The sequence below is a fragment of the Caballeronia sp. LjRoot34 genome, from assembly GCF_964253815.1.
Classification (GTDB): Bacteria; Pseudomonadota; Gammaproteobacteria; order Burkholderiales; family Burkholderiaceae; genus Caballeronia.
Genome location: NZ_CAXUSB020000001.1, coordinates 2,207,285 through 2,222,467, shown reverse-complemented (window position 1 = coordinate 2,222,467; position 15,183 = coordinate 2,207,285). Strand labels below are relative to the sequence as shown.

Genomic DNA, 15,183 nt, shown 5'->3' with positions numbered 1-15,183 from the left:
TCCGCGTCGCCTCCCGGCAAATCTTCACATCACCCGCTGCCGTTATCTGATCAATCGACGCTTGATTCCAGTGGTTCCCTTCACGGTTCGCCCCAGATATCCGGAGGATACAGACCTGTTGCGCCGCGTACTACAGCGACGCAGTGGGGACTAGCCCTTATGCGCAAACACATGACTATTCGCGGCGGCCTGGTCGCGACGATCGCCATTTACACCATCCTGCTCATCGCGGTAATCGCGGTGGGCATCCTGGGTCTGTACGGCAGCAATTCGGCGCTCCGGGAGATGTATCGCGACGATACCGCGTCAGTGCTGCACCTTAAAACCAGCTCGGAGCGCTTGCTGTTGCTGCGCGCCGGGTTTGGCGAAGTCGAACAGCTGATCAGCGCCGGCAAGCCCGCCCAGCGCGAAATTGCCCGCCAGCATGCGCTTCTTGACGAGAGCAACAAGGAACTGGAAGCTTTTCGGAAGCTTCACGACCCGGTGCCGGCGGAGAAGGCGCTCATCGACGCGATGCAAACACGGCGGGACCAACTGTTGGCTCAGGTATTCCAGAAGGCGCTAACCGAACTCGATCAGGACAATCTGGTGGATTTCCTGACCACCCAGCGGGAAGCGCCACCCGCGCTTTTCTCCGATTATCAAAGTGCGCTGACCGCGCTGGAAAATTTCCAGGTCGAACGCCAGAAAGCACGCTTCGACACCACCGACGCACGTTTCGAAGCCATGCTCTGGACGCTCGGCGCGGCCGCGGTCGTCGCGCTCGTCATCGGCTTCTTCGCGCAAAGGATATTGACCCGGGCAATCGTGCGCCCGATCGATATGGCCGTCGATTATTTCGGCCGGATCTCGGCCGGCGACCTGACCAGCATCGTGACGGTCCAGCGCAACAACGAGATGGGTTACATGCTCAATGCGTTGAAGGGCATGCAGGAAGGGCTTGCGCAGACGGTGCGCAAAGTGCGTTCGAGCGCGGAGACAATCGTACGTGACGCCCATGCCATCTCGGGCGGCAATCTCGATCTGTCGGCGCGTACGGAGCAGCAGGCTGCGTCGCTTCAGGAGGCTGCATCGAGCATGGAGCAGTTGACCGCCACCGTCAGGCAGAACGCCGATAACGCCCGCAACGCCAGCGAACTCGCTGCGGGCGCATCCGACATCGCGTTGCGCGGCGGCGACGTGGTGAACCGTGTGGTCGCCACCATGGACGCGATCTCAGGCAGCTCCGACAAGATCGTGGGCATTGTCGGCGTGATTGAAGGGATTGCGTTCCAGACCAACATCCTCGCGCTGAATGCGGCCGTGGAAGCCGCGCGGGCAGGCGAGCAGGGCCGGGGTTTCGCGGTCGTTGCAAGCGAGGTGCGAAGCTTGGCGCAACGCTCGGCATCGGCGGCGAAGGAGATCAAGGAATTGATTGGTACGTCAACGTCGAGCGTGAAGGACGGCAGCCAGCTCGTGGCTCATGCGGGCGCGACCATGGTGGAGGTCGTGGAAGCGGTCAGGCGCGTCAGCGCGATCATGGCGGAGATCAGCCTGGCATCGGGCGAGCAAACCACGGGTATCGAACAGGTCAATCTGACGGTGGCGCAAATGGAAGAGATGACGCAGCAGAATTCAGCGCTGGTGGAAGAGGCGTCTGCGGCGGCGGTGTCACTGGAAGAGCAGAGCCGGCAGTTGAATGACGCAGTGGCGCTGTTTCGATTGAAAGCCACGGCGTGAAAACGCTGCTTTTCGTCCATGCTCTCGCCGGGCATCGGGTCCATCTTGTCTATACATATATGAAAAATACCGATCGACATGAATCACGCATTCATCAAGTCAGATGAAATATAAGCTATTGATTTAAAGAGTATTTAACCTGATTGATCCGAGTTTTTGTAAAGCGCAGTTAGGGGTAAACAACCATAATACCAAGCTTGTCTATACATATTGGTTCCCATAGAGTCTCGTTGAATCGTGAGTTGCCGCCCAGCGCCATGTGCGATTCGAGCTGTCGCGCAGGCGTATTGCGCGACGACGTACTGAAAGAAGCGGGCGACGCGCGGTTCACGCGACGCCACTGACTCGAGGGTATCCATGTCCGTATCAAAGACCGGCGCCATTGCCGAACGCCGCACCATCGACTACATCCCCGAAGCCGAACGTCATGGCGGCCTTGCCAGCCAGTTCACGCTGTGGCTGGCGGCCAACCTGCAGATCACCGCGATCGTCACTGGCGCGCTTGCGGTTGTGCTCGGCGGCGACGTGTTCTGGTCCTTGATCGGCCTGATGGTCGGTCAGCTGATGGGCGGCGGTGTGATGGCGTTGCATGGAGCGCAGGGGCCGCAACTCGGACTGCCGCAAATGATATCGAGCCGCGTGCAGTTCGGGGTGTACGGTGCGGTGATTCCCATCGCGTTGGTGTGCCTGATGTACGTCGGCTTCTCAGCGAGCGGTTCGGTGCTCGCGGGGCAGGCTGTCGCGCAACTGCTGCACGTGGACGACGCGGTCGGCATTGTCGTGTTCACGGTGGTGATTGTCGGCTTTACGGTGTTCGGATACCGCGTGATTCACGCGATCGGCCGCGTCGCCAGTGTGATTGGCGTGCTCGCTTTCGTGTACATGTTCGCGCGCCTGCTGACGGGTCACGATATCGGCTCCCTGCTTGCGAACCGTCACTTCACGTTGAGCAGCTTCCTGCTTTCGATGTCGCTATCCGCGTCGTGGCAGATCGCATTTGGCCCGTACGTTGCCGACTATTCTCGCTATTTGCCTTCCTCCACGTCGCCGCGCAAGACGTTTTGGGCCATCGGACTTGGCTCGGTGATCGGCGCGCAGGTGGCGATGGTGTTCGGCGTGTTCGCCGCCGCGCTCGCCGGCAAGCAGTTCTCGCATCATGAGGTGTCGTTTGTCGTGAGCCTGGGCGGAAGCGGGGCGATTGCCGCGCTGCTTTACTTCGCCATCGCGTTTGGCAAGATCACGATCACGACGCTGAATGCATACGGCAGCGTGATGTCGATTGCGACGGTGGTCAGCGGCTTTCGGGGTGAGCAGCGGTTGTCGACACGTAACCGCGCGGTCTACATTGTCGCGATGGTCGGACTTGCGATGGGGCTCGCGCTCGCCGGCCGTCACGCATTCCTGAAGGAGTTCTCGTCGTTCATTCTGTTCCTGCTCGCGTTCTTTACGCCGTGGAGCGCGATCAACCTGGTCGACTATTACTTCATTACCAAGGATCGTTACGACGTCCCCGCGCTTTACGATCCAGATGGCCGCTACGGCCGCTGGAACGTGACGGGCATCGGCGTATATGCAATCGGGGTGCTCGTGCAATTGCCCTTCATTTCGAGCGCTTTCTATACAGGCCCACTGGTGGACAAGCTCGACGGCGCGGACATTTCGTGGATCATCGGGCTCGCGGTACCGGCGCTGCTGTATTACTTTGCCGCTCGCCACAAGGCACACGCCGCGCCCGCGCATTTGATTCTGCCTGCCCAGCCGGCGTCTACAGGGAAGTAACCGGGTGCAGCCAGGGCTGGCGTTGACCCCGTGGCGTTCGCTGCATGCGCTGGTCTGACGATTAATCGACCGGACACCACCGGCCGGAATCCGGGCACACAATGACCCGTGCACCGTTCAGCCAGACTTGCTCTTCGTCCAGTTGCAGCGAGGTCGAAGGGTCGATGTCGAAGGCAACCCCAAGTGCGTCCCCAACATGGGCATTTTCGATGGGAAGCTCCCAGGTCAGGAATATCTGGGTGTAGTCCTGGTCAGGCGCGAAGTCGGCCACATTAAAGCCGCTGCTGCCGCGTTGAATGACGCCATGAGGCTGGCCGGTATCGAATATCACAGCCGTACCCCGGGTCAGGGGGATTCGATGATCCGTAGAGGGAAAATGCAGGTCGAGACCCCTGTCCTCGCTCATGAAGAGATTGCAAAAGGCCGCGCCGCCATATTGCTCGGCGTCGTAGTGGTACCTCGCGCCACGGCAGGCCATGAGCGCTACGTCACTGGAGGCAAGCACGTCAGGCAGTCCAAGCGCGCACGTCCAATCGGATATCGCCTGCACGCAATGCTTGTAGTCCGGCCAGCGCGCTCGTGCTCGCGCCAAAGGCATTGCCTCGACATCCCCGGGCTCCAGGACCATGCGCGACGATATCTCCCTTTCCCAATCTGCAAGCAGACGTGCGGGGGGAACGGGTACGTCGAGCGTGCCTGTTAGCACGATGCCGCTCACGCATCGACTGCGGATGGCGTCGCCACTCCAGAAATAGGAAGTGAGGCGTTCTCGCACTCGATGCGGTTGGGGAGGGTAATTCATCTGCTACCTGTGCGGCGATTCGGGCGATTCAGCATTCATGCAGCGCTCACGTGATTGGCGTGAACGTGGGTGTCGATTGTGTAACGCAGAGGCAATCCAGGTTCTTCGATCCGGACTGCATCCCGACGCACCCGGGTAACCAAGCGCGTGTGAAAAACGCATGCCGAGCGTGGCGTTCGAAAAAATCAAACCGTCGGATCATGCCATATCGGGCTGGCATCGCCGTCCTCATTGTCTGCTCATTCTTGCGGCTCACACTGCATTCATCCGATAGAGCGAACCGCCTGCATCGCATGACAGGAGAGCAAAAATGAAAACCATTCGTCACTTGATAGTCGCCGCCGCACTCGGCTGCGGCTTGGTTAGCTGCGCACAGGCGCATGTGTTCGTAGGCGTCGGTTTTGCGGCGCCGGTGTATCCGGTGGTGCCCGTGATCACCCCAGCACCTGTGTACGCAACAGCGCCCGTGTACGCCGCGCCGCCACCCGCTTACTACGCCCCGCCTCCAGTCGTGACCGGCTACTACTACGGCCATCCATATGGATACGGCTATGCGCGGCACTACGGTTGCTGGAATTGCGGATACGCCTACTGGGCGCGTTGATGCCCGCGCGGATCGACGGCTCAGGGCGTCGTGCGCGTTTTCATCTGTGCGGAGCCGGCGTCGGCGCCGGGCATATGGCCGTGGCTGCGGCCCGTTTGCCGGATGAAACCGTCTATCAATGCGGCGAGCGCATCGGGATATTGGTACATCATCGCGTGTCCCGCCGATGCCACCACCCACAGCCGCGCCCCTGAGACCAACCCTGCGAGCGCGTCCGAGTTCTGCCTGGGCAGGACCACGTCGTCAGCGCCGGTCACGATCAGTGTGCCGGCCTGCACGGCCTTGAGTGCGACGGCGGTGGCGTCGTCGCCGGCCCAGTCGCGCAGCAGCGCGGCCTGGCCCTGGGTCACCGTGGCAGTGATATCGGGCGAACCGTAATCGGCGGGACTGAACATGTTCGCCCGGAAGCACTGCTGCGCGGCGTCGAGCGCGGCGGGCGGAAACAGCACGCGCATGACGCTCGCGAAGGTGGCGCCAGGCGCACCGGAAAGTACGGCGGCTATGCTGGGCGGTACCGGCACGCCGAGCCGCCCCGGCGCGGGCGCGTTCATCAATACGATCCGGCGCAGGCCGGCCGGCCTGTCGATCGCGAGCTGCTGCACGATGGCGCCGCCCATCGACCAGCCGATGACCGTTACATCGCTCAGATGCAGCGCGTCGATCAGCGCGGCGGCGTCTCCCGCCATGTCCTCCACGGTGAATGACACAGCGCCCGGTTGCGAGCGGCCGACGCCGCGGTTGTCGAAGACGATCACGTCGTGTTTTTCGCCAAGCGCGGCAAGAAACGCTGCATCCCATTCGGCGACTGTCGCGCGATAGCCCGTCTGCAGCACAACCGGGCTCCCATGCCCGAAGCGGTAATACGCAATGTCGCCGCTCGGCGTGTGTGCGATCTGCTGGCGCAAGGCGGGATCGCGGTCCGGCCGGTGCGCCACATCGGGGCAGGGGCTTTCGGCGGGGAGCTGGATATCGTGGATATCGCGGGCGAGGGCGGATGCCGAGAGCAGCGCCAACGCGCACGCAATCGCAACGACGACTGCCTGCAAATGCCTCATTTAACGCTCCTGATAGTGTGTGAATCCAGCAAAGCGCGCAAATCCTGCCAACAAGCGTAGTCGAACCGCCGCAGTATTCGGTAATCTTGCATGCAAGACGCTCGTTCGCTCGTTCGCTTGTTCGCCCGCTCGGGCTGCCCCGGCGTTGTTGCCCACCTAGAAACGGATGGACACGTGATCCACGAATTGACCAAGACGGTTTTGCTGATTGTCGCGGCGTTGTTCCCGATCATCAACCCGCCCGCGGCGGCGTTCATCATCCTGGGTCTCACGCCGCACGCGTCGCCGGCCGAGCGCGCCATCTTGGCGCGGCGCATCGCGGTGAACAGCTTCGTGATCCTGCTTGCGTCGCTTTCGGTGGGTGCTTACCTGCTGTCGTTTCTCGGGATCTCGATTCCGGTGCTGCGCGTGGCGGGCGGATTGATCATCGCCATGGCGGGCTGGAACCTGCTCCAATCCTCCGACGATGACCCCGGCGAAGAAGCGCAACCGGCCCCGGCGTCTCATCGGCGTGTTTCGCTGAAATCGAAGGTGTTCTATCCGCTGACGCTGCCGGTGACGGTCGGTCCCGGGGCGATCTCGGTGGCTATTGCGCTGGGTACCGGTACGCCGCGCAGCGGCCTGCAGTCGGTTCATTTCATTGGCGTGGGCGTGGCGCTCGCGCTGCTGTGCATCGCCATTTACTTGTGCGTGCGCTTCGTGGCGAACGTCCAGCAACTGCTCGGGCCGTCCGGCACGCAGGTCGCCATGCGGCTCTTCGCATTCGCGATCTTCTGCATTGGCGTGCAGATCCTGTGGCTTGGGCTGTCAGAACTGCTTAACTCACTGCATCCGCACTGAACCTTGCGGACGCTGCAACAGGACCGCCGCGCGCTGGCGCACCACCGCGGCGAGCCGAACCAGGGTCGTGAAGACCGCGACGGTGAGCGCGGCGCCGGCAACGGCGAGCGAGATGTCGAACAGGGCTTGCAGCGCGGTGATCATGTTGGTTTCCTTTACCTTGTACTGGAGACGCGCCGTGCGGGTCATGCGCGTCATGTCGATGAACAGGATTCTGATGATGCAGAATGAGGGGAGAATGAGCGGGCCGAATAAGCCGAACAGGGCGGGCAGGGCGAACAGGGTGGCTCGTGTGGATCAGAAGCCGACCACGGCGCCGAGCAGAAGCCAGGGCAGCATTTCTTCATACGTGGCAGAGCGTTCACCGGACGGCGCGTCGCTTTCCTCCAATACGCGCTCGTCCTTGCGCAACGCAGCCTGATCGCTGTTGCTGGCGCTGGAATGGTTACTGAAGAGCTGGAACATGAGTCATCTCCCGTTGGGTCGTGGAGCGAACCGGTGGTTCGCGTGACTGCATGTTCGCAGGCAAGAATGAGCAGAAAATGAGCGCGCACAGAATTCCGCGCCGCGCCTGGTCTTTGAGTCAGAACCGGTATTCGACTGATGAACCCATCGATGTCATCCGTTTTCGCGCGCCATTCCATGAGACCTTCGCTTCGCAACAATCTCATCATTGCGCTGGCCGCTCTGGTCAGCGTCGTTGCGATTGCGCAGGGTCTCAGCACTTATCAGCTCTGCCGCACCGGCATGAGCGCGCTGCTCGACCTGCGCCTGGAGCAGGTCGCCATGCGAATGCGAGGAGATCTCGCCGATGCGATCCCGAGCGCGCCCGCGCGCGGCTCGCAACCGGCGCGCGATATCGTGATCACCATCGCCAGGCCCGGCGCCGATGTCCCGCTGCGTTCCACCGATCCGTCACTGGCGCTGCCCGCAAATGCGCCGGCGGGATTTTCTTCGGAGAGCGTGAATGGCGAACGTTGGCGCATCTACACGCTGCGCCAGGACGAGCGCGTGATCCAGGTAGCGCAGCGTTCGTCGGTGCGCGACGAGCTCGTGCGCGAAACGGCGCTCACCACGCTCTGGCCCACGCTGGTCCTGTTGCCACTTGTGCTCTTCGCTGTAGTCGTGATCGTGCATCGCACGCTGCGGCGGCTGACGCCGCTCGGGCTGGCGGCGCAATCCGTCGATGCCGCGCATCTGAAGCCCCTGCCGGTCACGGGCGTGCCGCGCGAAGTGCTGCCGTTCGTCGAATCGATCAACCGAATGATCGTGCGGCTTGCGCAGCTGATCGAATCCGAGCGCAAGTTCATTGCCGACGCCGCCCACGAACTGCGCACGCCACTCACCGCGCTCCAGTTGCAGGCGGACAACCTGCAGCCGCATATTGTGGCGGGCAACCAGGAGCGGTTTCAGGAATTGCGCAGCGGGATTGCGCGCAGTGGCATGCTGATCGGGCAGTTGCTGCGGCTCGCGCGCGCGGACGCGCCGCTCGACGTCGCGGTCGAGCCTGCGGATGTTTCACCGATCGTCGTCGATGCCGTCTCGGGCGTGCTGCCGATCGCGGCGGCGCGGCGTATCGACATTGGGGCGGAAGCCATGCTCGCCGACAAGGTCGCCGCTTCGCCCGCGGATGTCGCCATTGCCGTCAAGAATCTCGTGAGCAACGCGGTGCGGTATACGCCGGATGGCGGCACGATCGACCTGCGCATGCACCGCGAGGCGAGCGCCCTATGGATCGAGGTCACGGATACCGGTCCGGGCATCGCGGAGGAGTCGCTGCCGCGCGTCTTCGACCGGTTCTTTCGCGCGAAATCAGACATGCACGCGGATGTGGAAGGCACTGGCCTCGGCCTGTCGATCGTGAAAGCGATCACGGCAAAATATGGCGGCCAGGCGATTATTCAGAACCGGTGCGACGGCCGCTCGGGCATTGTCGCGGCGGTCAGTTTTCCGCTGGCGAGCGTGTGAGGATATTGGTAAAAGCGGTTGCTGGGGGCGTGGGCTGGGAGGATGTTGTGGCGCTGTGGTCGATGCGCCGAGACGGCATGGGACCGGAGTAAGGCGCTATGGGATCGGAGTAAGCGCTAAAGCGCCAACTCCGGTCGACACGCCAACTCCGGTCGACGCGCCGGTACGGCATGGGACCAGAGTAAGGCGCTATGGGATCGGAGTAAGCGCTAAAGCGCCAACTCCGATCGACACGCCAACTCTGGTCGACGCGCCGGTACGGCATGGGACCAGAGTAAGGCGCTGAAGCGCCAACTCTGGTCGACGCGCCGAGACGGCATGGGACCAGAGTAAGGCGCTGAAGCGCCAACTCTGGTCGACAAAGGAGAGGGGTTATGAGAGTCCTGCTGGTCGAAGACGATCTCCAGATCGGGCAAAGCCTGATGCGTGCACTGAAGGACGCGGACTACGCCGTGGACTGGGTGCGTGACGGCGTCGCCGGACGCGAGGCCATGAGCGCCGTCGACTACACCGTCGTCCTGCTCGACATCGGCTTGCCGGGCATGTCGGGCATCGACCTGCTGCGCGCCGCGCGTGCCGGTGGCAATCCGGTACCGGTGCTGATCCTGACTGCGCGTGACGATCTCGATACGCGCATCGAGGGCCTGGATATCGGCGCGGACGATTATCTGCTCAAGCCCTTCGAAGTCGGCGAGCTGCTGGCCCGGATGCGCGCGGTGCTGCGGCGCAAGGCGGGCTACGCCGTGTCCCGCCTCGGCGATGACATCCTGAGCCTGAATCTCGACCAGCGCACGCTCAAGTTCGGCGATAAGGCCGGCGCGTTGTCCGCGCGTGAATTCGCGCTGATGCACGCGCTGCTCGAACATCCGGGAACGATCTTCTCGCGTGCGCAGATCGAGGACAAGCTGTACGGCTGGGGCAAGGAAGTGGAGAGCAATGCCGTCGATGTGCTGATCCATTCAGTACGCAAGAAATTCGGTCAGGGCGTGATCCGCAACGTGCGCGGACTCGGCTGGACGGTCATGCTCGGCGCGCCGCCCGAGCGCAAACCCTCCGGCGACTGAGCGAGGCCCATGGGAATCGTCCGCATTTCGAAACTGCTGCTCGCGTCGCTCGTGAGCTTCGGCAACCTCACCGGCTACGGCACCAATCTCGCGTTCGTGCAGCATGTGTTCCTCATGGACACGAGTGTTGATTCTCGTGAGTCTTCGCAATGACGATATCGATGAGTAGACTCGCATTAGTGCAGGCAATGTTGCTGTTCTTCACCTCTTTCCCCGCCATGGCTGCAGCCCTGCTGATCGATACGGGCAAGCCCGCCACGCTCACGACCGAATCCTTGCTCGCGATGCCGGGTGCAGCGACGATCCAGGTCCCGGACGACGTCACCTACCATCGCACGATGACCTACCGTGCGGTGCCATTGCGCTCGCTGCCCGGAGTGCGAGCATTGGCCGCCGATGGCGAACTGCAGATCACCGCAACCGATGGCTTCGTCACCAACCTGCCTGCAGCGCTCGTGCACGACGACAGTGGCCACGGCGCGACGCCGTGGCTCGCGATCGAACCGCATGACAGGCCATGGCCGCGGACGTCGAAGGGAACGGACATCGGCCCGTTCTATCTCGTGTGGATCAACCCGGGCGCATCGGGTGTGATGAGCGAACAGTGGCCGTACCAGATCAATGCCATTCGGGCGGTGGCGTCGCGCGCGGCGAAGTGGCCGCAATTCGCCGTCGATGCCAGCGTGCCGGCGAACTCGCCTGTTCGCCGCGGACAGACACTCTTCGCCACGCAGTGCATGGTTTGCCATCGCATGAACGGCGCGGGCGACGCATCGGTCGGCCCGGATCTGAATCTGCCGCGTAATCCGACCGAGTACTTCCAGCCGTGGGCGCTAAGGGCCTATATCCGCGATCCAAAATCGATCCGGGAATGGTCCGGCATGAAGATGCCAGGCTTCGACAAGGCCACCCTGAGCGATCCTGACCTCGATGCGATCATTGCTTATCTAGCCTACATGGCGCATAGGCGCAAGTAGAGCGGACGGCGTACGCGAAGGCGTCCGATGCGCTAACTGACGCCCCGATGGCGCCGCTCATTCTCTTCTAATTGTTGGTCGTCACCATCTGTCTCATGGATTTGGCAGCAACCAGTGCCGGTCCAGCTCAACGACTAAACATTTAGGAGAAGTATCATGTTGGTGAAAACAACGCGCATTCTGATTGCAACTGCTGCGGCGCTCGCAATGACATTTGGATCGGCCCAGGCCGGCACGCTCGCCGCGCCAGCCGGAAATCAATTTATTGAAGAAATGAAAACCTTGGCGCCACAACTGAATCTCAGTACGACGCAACAGACCGCTTATGACGTTGCAATGGACACCATGCGTCAAAGCCATGTCAGCGCACGGATGAATGAAGATCAACTTCAGCAGCAGCTTCAGGCGGTCCAGCAAACGCAGATTCTTGATCTGCGCGCTATTCATGCAGCGAACTTGAAGGTGGAAAAGGAAGATGCCCAGGCACGCGAGCAGTCAGCCAATGCATGGATCACCTTCTATGACGGATTGAACAACAGCCAAAAGACGGCCGTCAGTTCGCTGCTCAAGCAGCAGTTCGCTGAGATTCAGAACCATCCCGGCAAACCTTATGAACCGAGGACCGGCCTGTGATCAATGGCGGCCCATGCGCGAAGACGCGCTGCGCCAGATCTTCGTACTGACACAGCGCATGCGTTTCAGATCAGCGAGGAAGCCGGAGCATTCGCAGGACTCGGTATGGCCATGAACGAAATCCCGAGTGCATTCGTTCTGCCGATCGGCCTTCGCGTGCTCTTGGAATGGATGTCGCCGTGACGCGCAGTGCATGGCAGCATGCATGTTCGCCGAGTCTGCGCATTGTCTTTGCCCGTCGTCCACATCGCCTGCGCGTCCGCATCCGAGGCAACCATCAGGACTGCGCTATGCCTCGCGCTTAGGCGGTTGCGGGTTGTTTGCGGGGTTACTGTCAATCTTGACTACCCGCTCGACTCCGGCGGCACCCGCCAGCGCTGACAATTCAGTTTGCAGCAGATCAGCGATTTCTCTGGGATAGACCTCGTCACCGTCTACATAAACCGTGAAAGACCGCAGATACCTGGCTTTTTTCTCAGGGTTCTCGATCGTTTCCCTGGTCCATTGATAAAGCGGATACTTTTCCGGCCCGAGTCTTTCTGCTTCATTGACGTAGTCAGAAAACGCGTCGAACTGGCATGTCAGCGAGGCGTCATGCCGACGCAGTACATCACGTAGCGCAGGGGGCATGCACTGCGGATCTCCGCGCAAGATCGCGGCGGCCTCGGGGGAGACGGTGATCCTGATCTGGAATAGCCATGCGTCACTGTTTGCCATCACTGTTCACCATCGTTCTTCACCATCACTCCACCGTGGGCCACGCCAGATGCGGCGACGTCCAGTCCAGTTCACTGCCGACCACCATCACCCGCTCGTCGCACGTGAACGCCATGGTCACGCCGACCGACGCGCGCCCGCTAGTCAGCGATAAATACGGTTGGCAGAACACGGCCGTTCCCATGTTCGCGACCGCCTTCCAGTAATACGGCCGATGATCCCATCGCCCCAACTGCGAGGCGAATAACGGCCCGAGCCGGAAGTCCGTGCTCGACCCCGCGCGGCCGGCAATATCCTGGCCCAACATGCGCCCGGTATCGTCGAGAACAAAGCAGCGTTTGCACAATTCCAGCTTCGCCATGGGCGCGATGGCGTCGTCGATACTTGCGCCGTTCGTCAACGCCGCCGCCGCGGTGTTGAGCATGGCGAGATACGGCGCCAACTGCGCTTCGAAGCGCGCGGTGCGCACGGCCCGGCCTTCGGCAATGACATCGAATGCATGATCGATGCGCCGCGTGACCGCCGCCGCCGAGGGCAGCGTGGCGCTCGGTCTGCCCAGCAAGAACCCTTGCGCGAAATCGACGTTCGATTCCACCGCCAGGATAAGCTCCTCGGTCGTCTCGATCCCTTCCACCACCACCAGCATATCCGCCCGATGCAGCAGCGAAACAATGGTGGGGAGCAGAGGCTGATCGGAGGCGCGGCTCTTCGCGCGGATCAACGCACCATCGAGCTTGACGAAGTCGGGCTGGATGCGCAACAGGCGGTCGAGATTGGAGTGACCTGTACCGAAGTCATCGACTGCAATCAGGAAACCGCAGCCGCGATACCGCCACGCGGCCAGCGCAAGCTCCTCAACGTCCACCCCTTCGGACTCCAGAATTTCCAGCACTACCCCGCGAGGATCGAGTCCCGCCTCGAAGACGATTGCCGCCAGCGTCTGCTCATAACCCGGCTGGATGAAGGTGGACGGCGCGACGTTCAGGAAGAGCCAGCAGTCGAGCGGCAGGCGTTTGCGGGCGTTCGCGAGATGGAGGTGGTGGGTCAGTGAATCCAGGTCGCTGATGCCGGGATTCGACTGCGGGGCGAACAGCTTGTCGGGCTGCAGCGGCGTGCCATGCTGGTCAAAGCCGCGCAGCAGGGCTTCGAAACCGACCTGCTTCTGATGCGACAAACTGTAAACCGGCTGGTAGTGGGTGAATAGATCGAACGCGCCCCAGCGGGTGACAACGACCGGTTCTTCATCGACCCGTGTGTCATTGTCTTCATTGAGCGCGGTAGCGCGCACGCGCTCGACCCGCCTTGCCTGCTCCACGAACACCCGGTTATGGCCCGCGTGTTTCGCTCGCAACAGCGCTTCGTCGGCACGGTCGAGCAGTTCGACGACGTTCTCGTTCGGCCGGCGATGCGCTACGCCAAAGCTGGCGGTGAGAAAACCGTCGGGTCGAAGTATCGATGCAACGAGGGTGCGCAGCGTGTCGGCAAGCCCGGTCGCCTGGTCGGGGCCGGGCGCCTTGATAAGGACCGCGAACTCCTCGCCTCCCAGCCGTCCGACCACCGCGTCCGCGGGCACGGCGTCGTTCAGGACCTTGGTGACGTCCATCAGCGCTTCGTCGCCTCGCGCGTGGCCGTACTGGTCGTTCAGCGACTTGAAGCGATCGATGTCCAGGAAGATCGCGCTGACGACTTCATCGTGACCTTTCGTCTCGCTCAGTATCTGTTCCGCCTGCTCGAGAAAGGCGCGCCGGTTCAGGAGCTGGGTCAAGGGATCGGTTGCGGCGAGCGCCCGCAGTTTCTCTTCGAGCAGGAAGTGGTTGAGGCGGAACCAATAGAAGCCGAAATGAAACGTGGTGGCTGTCGGGATGCCGATAGCCACCCACATCGCGCATAAGACGTAGTCGTCGTGCGTGAAGGGCACGGCCATCACAAAGGGCAGCCCGGCCAGGTAGAACGCAATCGTTCCCAGGATGAAATGCCGCGGCGTCAGCCACAGCGGCGCCGCGCAGATCGGGATGACCATGCCGGCCGGCAGCATCCAGAAGAGCGGTTTTTCGACACCTTGAACGTTGATCACCACCCCGATCTGGAGAACGACGATATAAAGCACGCCGATCAGGCCAAATATAAAAGTAGACGGAGCCTTGGGGATTGCCGCGACGAGCAACAACATGACGAACGCACAGATCAGGCGCGGCCAGAGCGGTAAGTCGACCCCCGTTACGTGGGACCGGGCGATGATGAAAATCAGGAGCGCCACCACGGTAAAGGCCATGGTGACCGTTGATAGCGGCCGTTGCTGATCCATCGAGCGGCGGTGGAAACAGAGTCGAAGCGCAGGTGTGATCGTTGGCGGAAGCAGGGAGGTGAGCATGTTCTCGCGTAAGTTTTAGCAGCCTCATTAATTGATGATGGCTGTCGGCTGTGTCGGGCCGAGTTGTTTGAACTACCGCAGGTACTGAAATCACATGATCCGATTATCGTCGGATGAAATGGATTGTCTTACTAGGCGCGATTGGGCTCAAGAGAATGTTTAATCGACCATATTGTTTTGGGGAATAAGGCCATGCGCAGCTATGGCGCTTTTGAGTGCCAGCGTTGTGCGGGAGGGAGAAAGGACGATTTGCGCACAATGCAGTTACGGCTCGCAAACGATTTACCGCAGCTATCCGGTATTGGAGACAATTCGAAATCGTATAAAGAGGCAGCGCAACCACCGCTTAGGTGTCTTCAATTAGTGTCTTCAATCGGTGCACGGGGATTGCGTTGATTCGTTGTTGAGTTGTGCGTCGCACCACATGCCGTTATCCGCAGAGCTTGCGGCACCTTCAATAAACCCGTTGTAATTCAACCGCCGGTCACCGACCAGTCACCCACCAGTCAGCCGCGAGCGGGAATTGCGACTCATTTCAGCGAGTTGCCAACGGGCCAAGCGCGATGCAGCCAACCCGAACCTGCATTTCTTCATATGCATGCGCGCCATCATGAGAGAAGTTCGTACCCTTAATTCTCGTCGGTCCCGGCGGGT

At 61.5% G+C, this 15,183-nt stretch carries 15 protein-coding genes and 1 pseudogene; 10 read left to right on the top strand and 6 right to left on the bottom strand.

The window, feature by feature from the left end; all coding sequences use genetic code 11:
- The first annotated feature begins 159 nt into the window (after window positions 1–159).
- Both ACSQ36_RS09985 and ACSQ36_RS09980 read left to right on the top strand, forming a co-directional pair.
- The gene (locus ACSQ36_RS09985) at window positions 160–1,719 is read left to right on the top strand and encodes a methyl-accepting chemotaxis protein (protein WP_436181798.1); all 1,560 of its coding nucleotides are present in this window, start codon (window positions 160–162) and stop codon (window positions 1,717–1,719) included.
- A gap of 357 nt (window positions 1,720–2,076) precedes the next feature.
- Window positions 2,077–3,498: a purine-cytosine permease family protein gene (locus tag ACSQ36_RS09980; RefSeq protein ID WP_436181797.1), complete on the top strand. Its 1,422-nt coding sequence runs from the start codon at window positions 2,077–2,079 to the stop codon at window positions 3,496–3,498.
- A 61-nt stretch (window positions 3,499–3,559) separates the two neighbouring features.
- Here the strand turns inward: ACSQ36_RS09980 and ACSQ36_RS09975 are convergent, their stop codons facing one another.
- On the bottom strand, window positions 3,560–4,300 hold the full coding sequence (locus tag ACSQ36_RS09975; protein ID WP_436181796.1) for a hypothetical protein: 741 nt from the start codon (window positions 4,298–4,300) through the stop codon (window positions 3,560–3,562).
- Window positions 4,301–4,610: 310 nt separating this feature from the next.
- Here ACSQ36_RS09975 and ACSQ36_RS09970 point away from each other — a divergent pair, with 310 nt between their 5' ends.
- Complete coding sequence (locus tag ACSQ36_RS09970) at window positions 4,611–4,904, top strand: hypothetical protein (protein WP_436181795.1); 294 nt, start codon at window positions 4,611–4,613, stop codon at window positions 4,902–4,904.
- Between the two features lie 20 nt (window positions 4,905–4,924).
- Here ACSQ36_RS09970 and ACSQ36_RS09965 read toward each other — a convergent pair whose 3' ends face one another.
- Entirely contained in the window at window positions 4,925–5,959 is a 1,035-nt protein-coding gene (locus tag ACSQ36_RS09965; protein ID WP_436181794.1) for an alpha/beta fold hydrolase, read from the bottom strand.
- A 90-nt stretch (window positions 5,960–6,049) separates the two neighbouring features.
- Between ACSQ36_RS09965 and ACSQ36_RS09960 the strand changes: the two genes are divergently transcribed.
- Window positions 6,050–6,799, top strand: coding sequence for a MarC family protein (locus tag ACSQ36_RS09960; RefSeq protein WP_436181793.1), 750 nt, complete (start codon window positions 6,050–6,052; stop codon window positions 6,797–6,799).
- On the opposite strand, the gene ACSQ36_RS09955 is transcribed toward ACSQ36_RS09960, so the two are convergent.
- Entirely contained in the window at window positions 6,782–6,943 is a 162-nt protein-coding gene (locus ACSQ36_RS09955; protein WP_436181792.1) for a hypothetical protein, read from the bottom strand. The two genes, ACSQ36_RS09960 and ACSQ36_RS09955, sit on opposite strands and share 18 nt — an antisense overlap.
- Window positions 6,944–7,096: 153 nt before the next feature.
- Window positions 7,097–7,264, bottom strand: coding sequence for a hypothetical protein (locus ACSQ36_RS09950; RefSeq protein ID WP_213768423.1), 168 nt, complete (start codon window positions 7,262–7,264; stop codon window positions 7,097–7,099).
- Between the two features lie 150 nt (window positions 7,265–7,414).
- Between ACSQ36_RS09950 and ACSQ36_RS09945 the strand changes: the two genes are divergently transcribed.
- The 6 genes and pseudogenes from ACSQ36_RS09945 to ACSQ36_RS09920 all read left to right on the top strand — a co-directional run.
- Window positions 7,415–8,767, top strand: coding sequence for a sensor histidine kinase (locus tag ACSQ36_RS09945; RefSeq protein ID WP_436181791.1), 1,353 nt, complete (start codon window positions 7,415–7,417; stop codon window positions 8,765–8,767).
- Window positions 8,768–9,141: 374 nt separating this feature from the next.
- A complete protein-coding gene (locus tag ACSQ36_RS09940) occupies window positions 9,142–9,831 on the top strand; it encodes a response regulator transcription factor (protein WP_436181790.1) in 690 nt (229 codons plus the stop codon).
- Window positions 9,832–9,840: 9 nt separating this feature from the next.
- Window positions 9,841–9,984, top strand: coding sequence for a DUF2165 family protein (locus ACSQ36_RS09935; protein WP_436181789.1), 144 nt, complete (start codon window positions 9,841–9,843; stop codon window positions 9,982–9,984).
- An 8-nt stretch (window positions 9,985–9,992) separates the two neighbouring features.
- A complete protein-coding gene (locus tag ACSQ36_RS09930; protein ID WP_436181788.1) occupies window positions 9,993–10,808 on the top strand; it encodes a c-type cytochrome in 816 nt (271 codons plus the stop codon).
- Between the two features lie 162 nt (window positions 10,809–10,970).
- Window positions 10,971–11,441, top strand: a complete 471-nt coding sequence (locus tag ACSQ36_RS09925; protein WP_436181787.1) for a periplasmic heavy metal sensor — start codon at window positions 10,971–10,973, stop codon at window positions 11,439–11,441.
- A 51-nt stretch (window positions 11,442–11,492) separates the two neighbouring features.
- Window positions 11,493–11,624: pseudogene (locus ACSQ36_RS09920) on the top strand (LrgB family protein); the annotation flags it as partial.
- A 105-nt stretch (window positions 11,625–11,729) separates the two neighbouring features.
- Here ACSQ36_RS09920 and ACSQ36_RS09915 read toward each other — a convergent pair.
- Together ACSQ36_RS09915 and ACSQ36_RS09910 are read right to left on the bottom strand one after the other, a co-directional pair.
- Window positions 11,730–12,158, bottom strand: a complete 429-nt coding sequence (locus ACSQ36_RS09915) for a hypothetical protein (protein WP_436181786.1) — start codon at window positions 12,156–12,158, stop codon at window positions 11,730–11,732.
- Window positions 12,159–12,183: 25 nt separating this feature from the next.
- On the bottom strand, window positions 12,184–14,529 hold the full coding sequence (locus tag ACSQ36_RS09910) for an EAL domain-containing protein (RefSeq protein WP_436181785.1): 2,346 nt from the start codon (window positions 14,527–14,529) through the stop codon (window positions 12,184–12,186).
- Window positions 14,530–15,183: the final 654 nt, after the last annotated feature.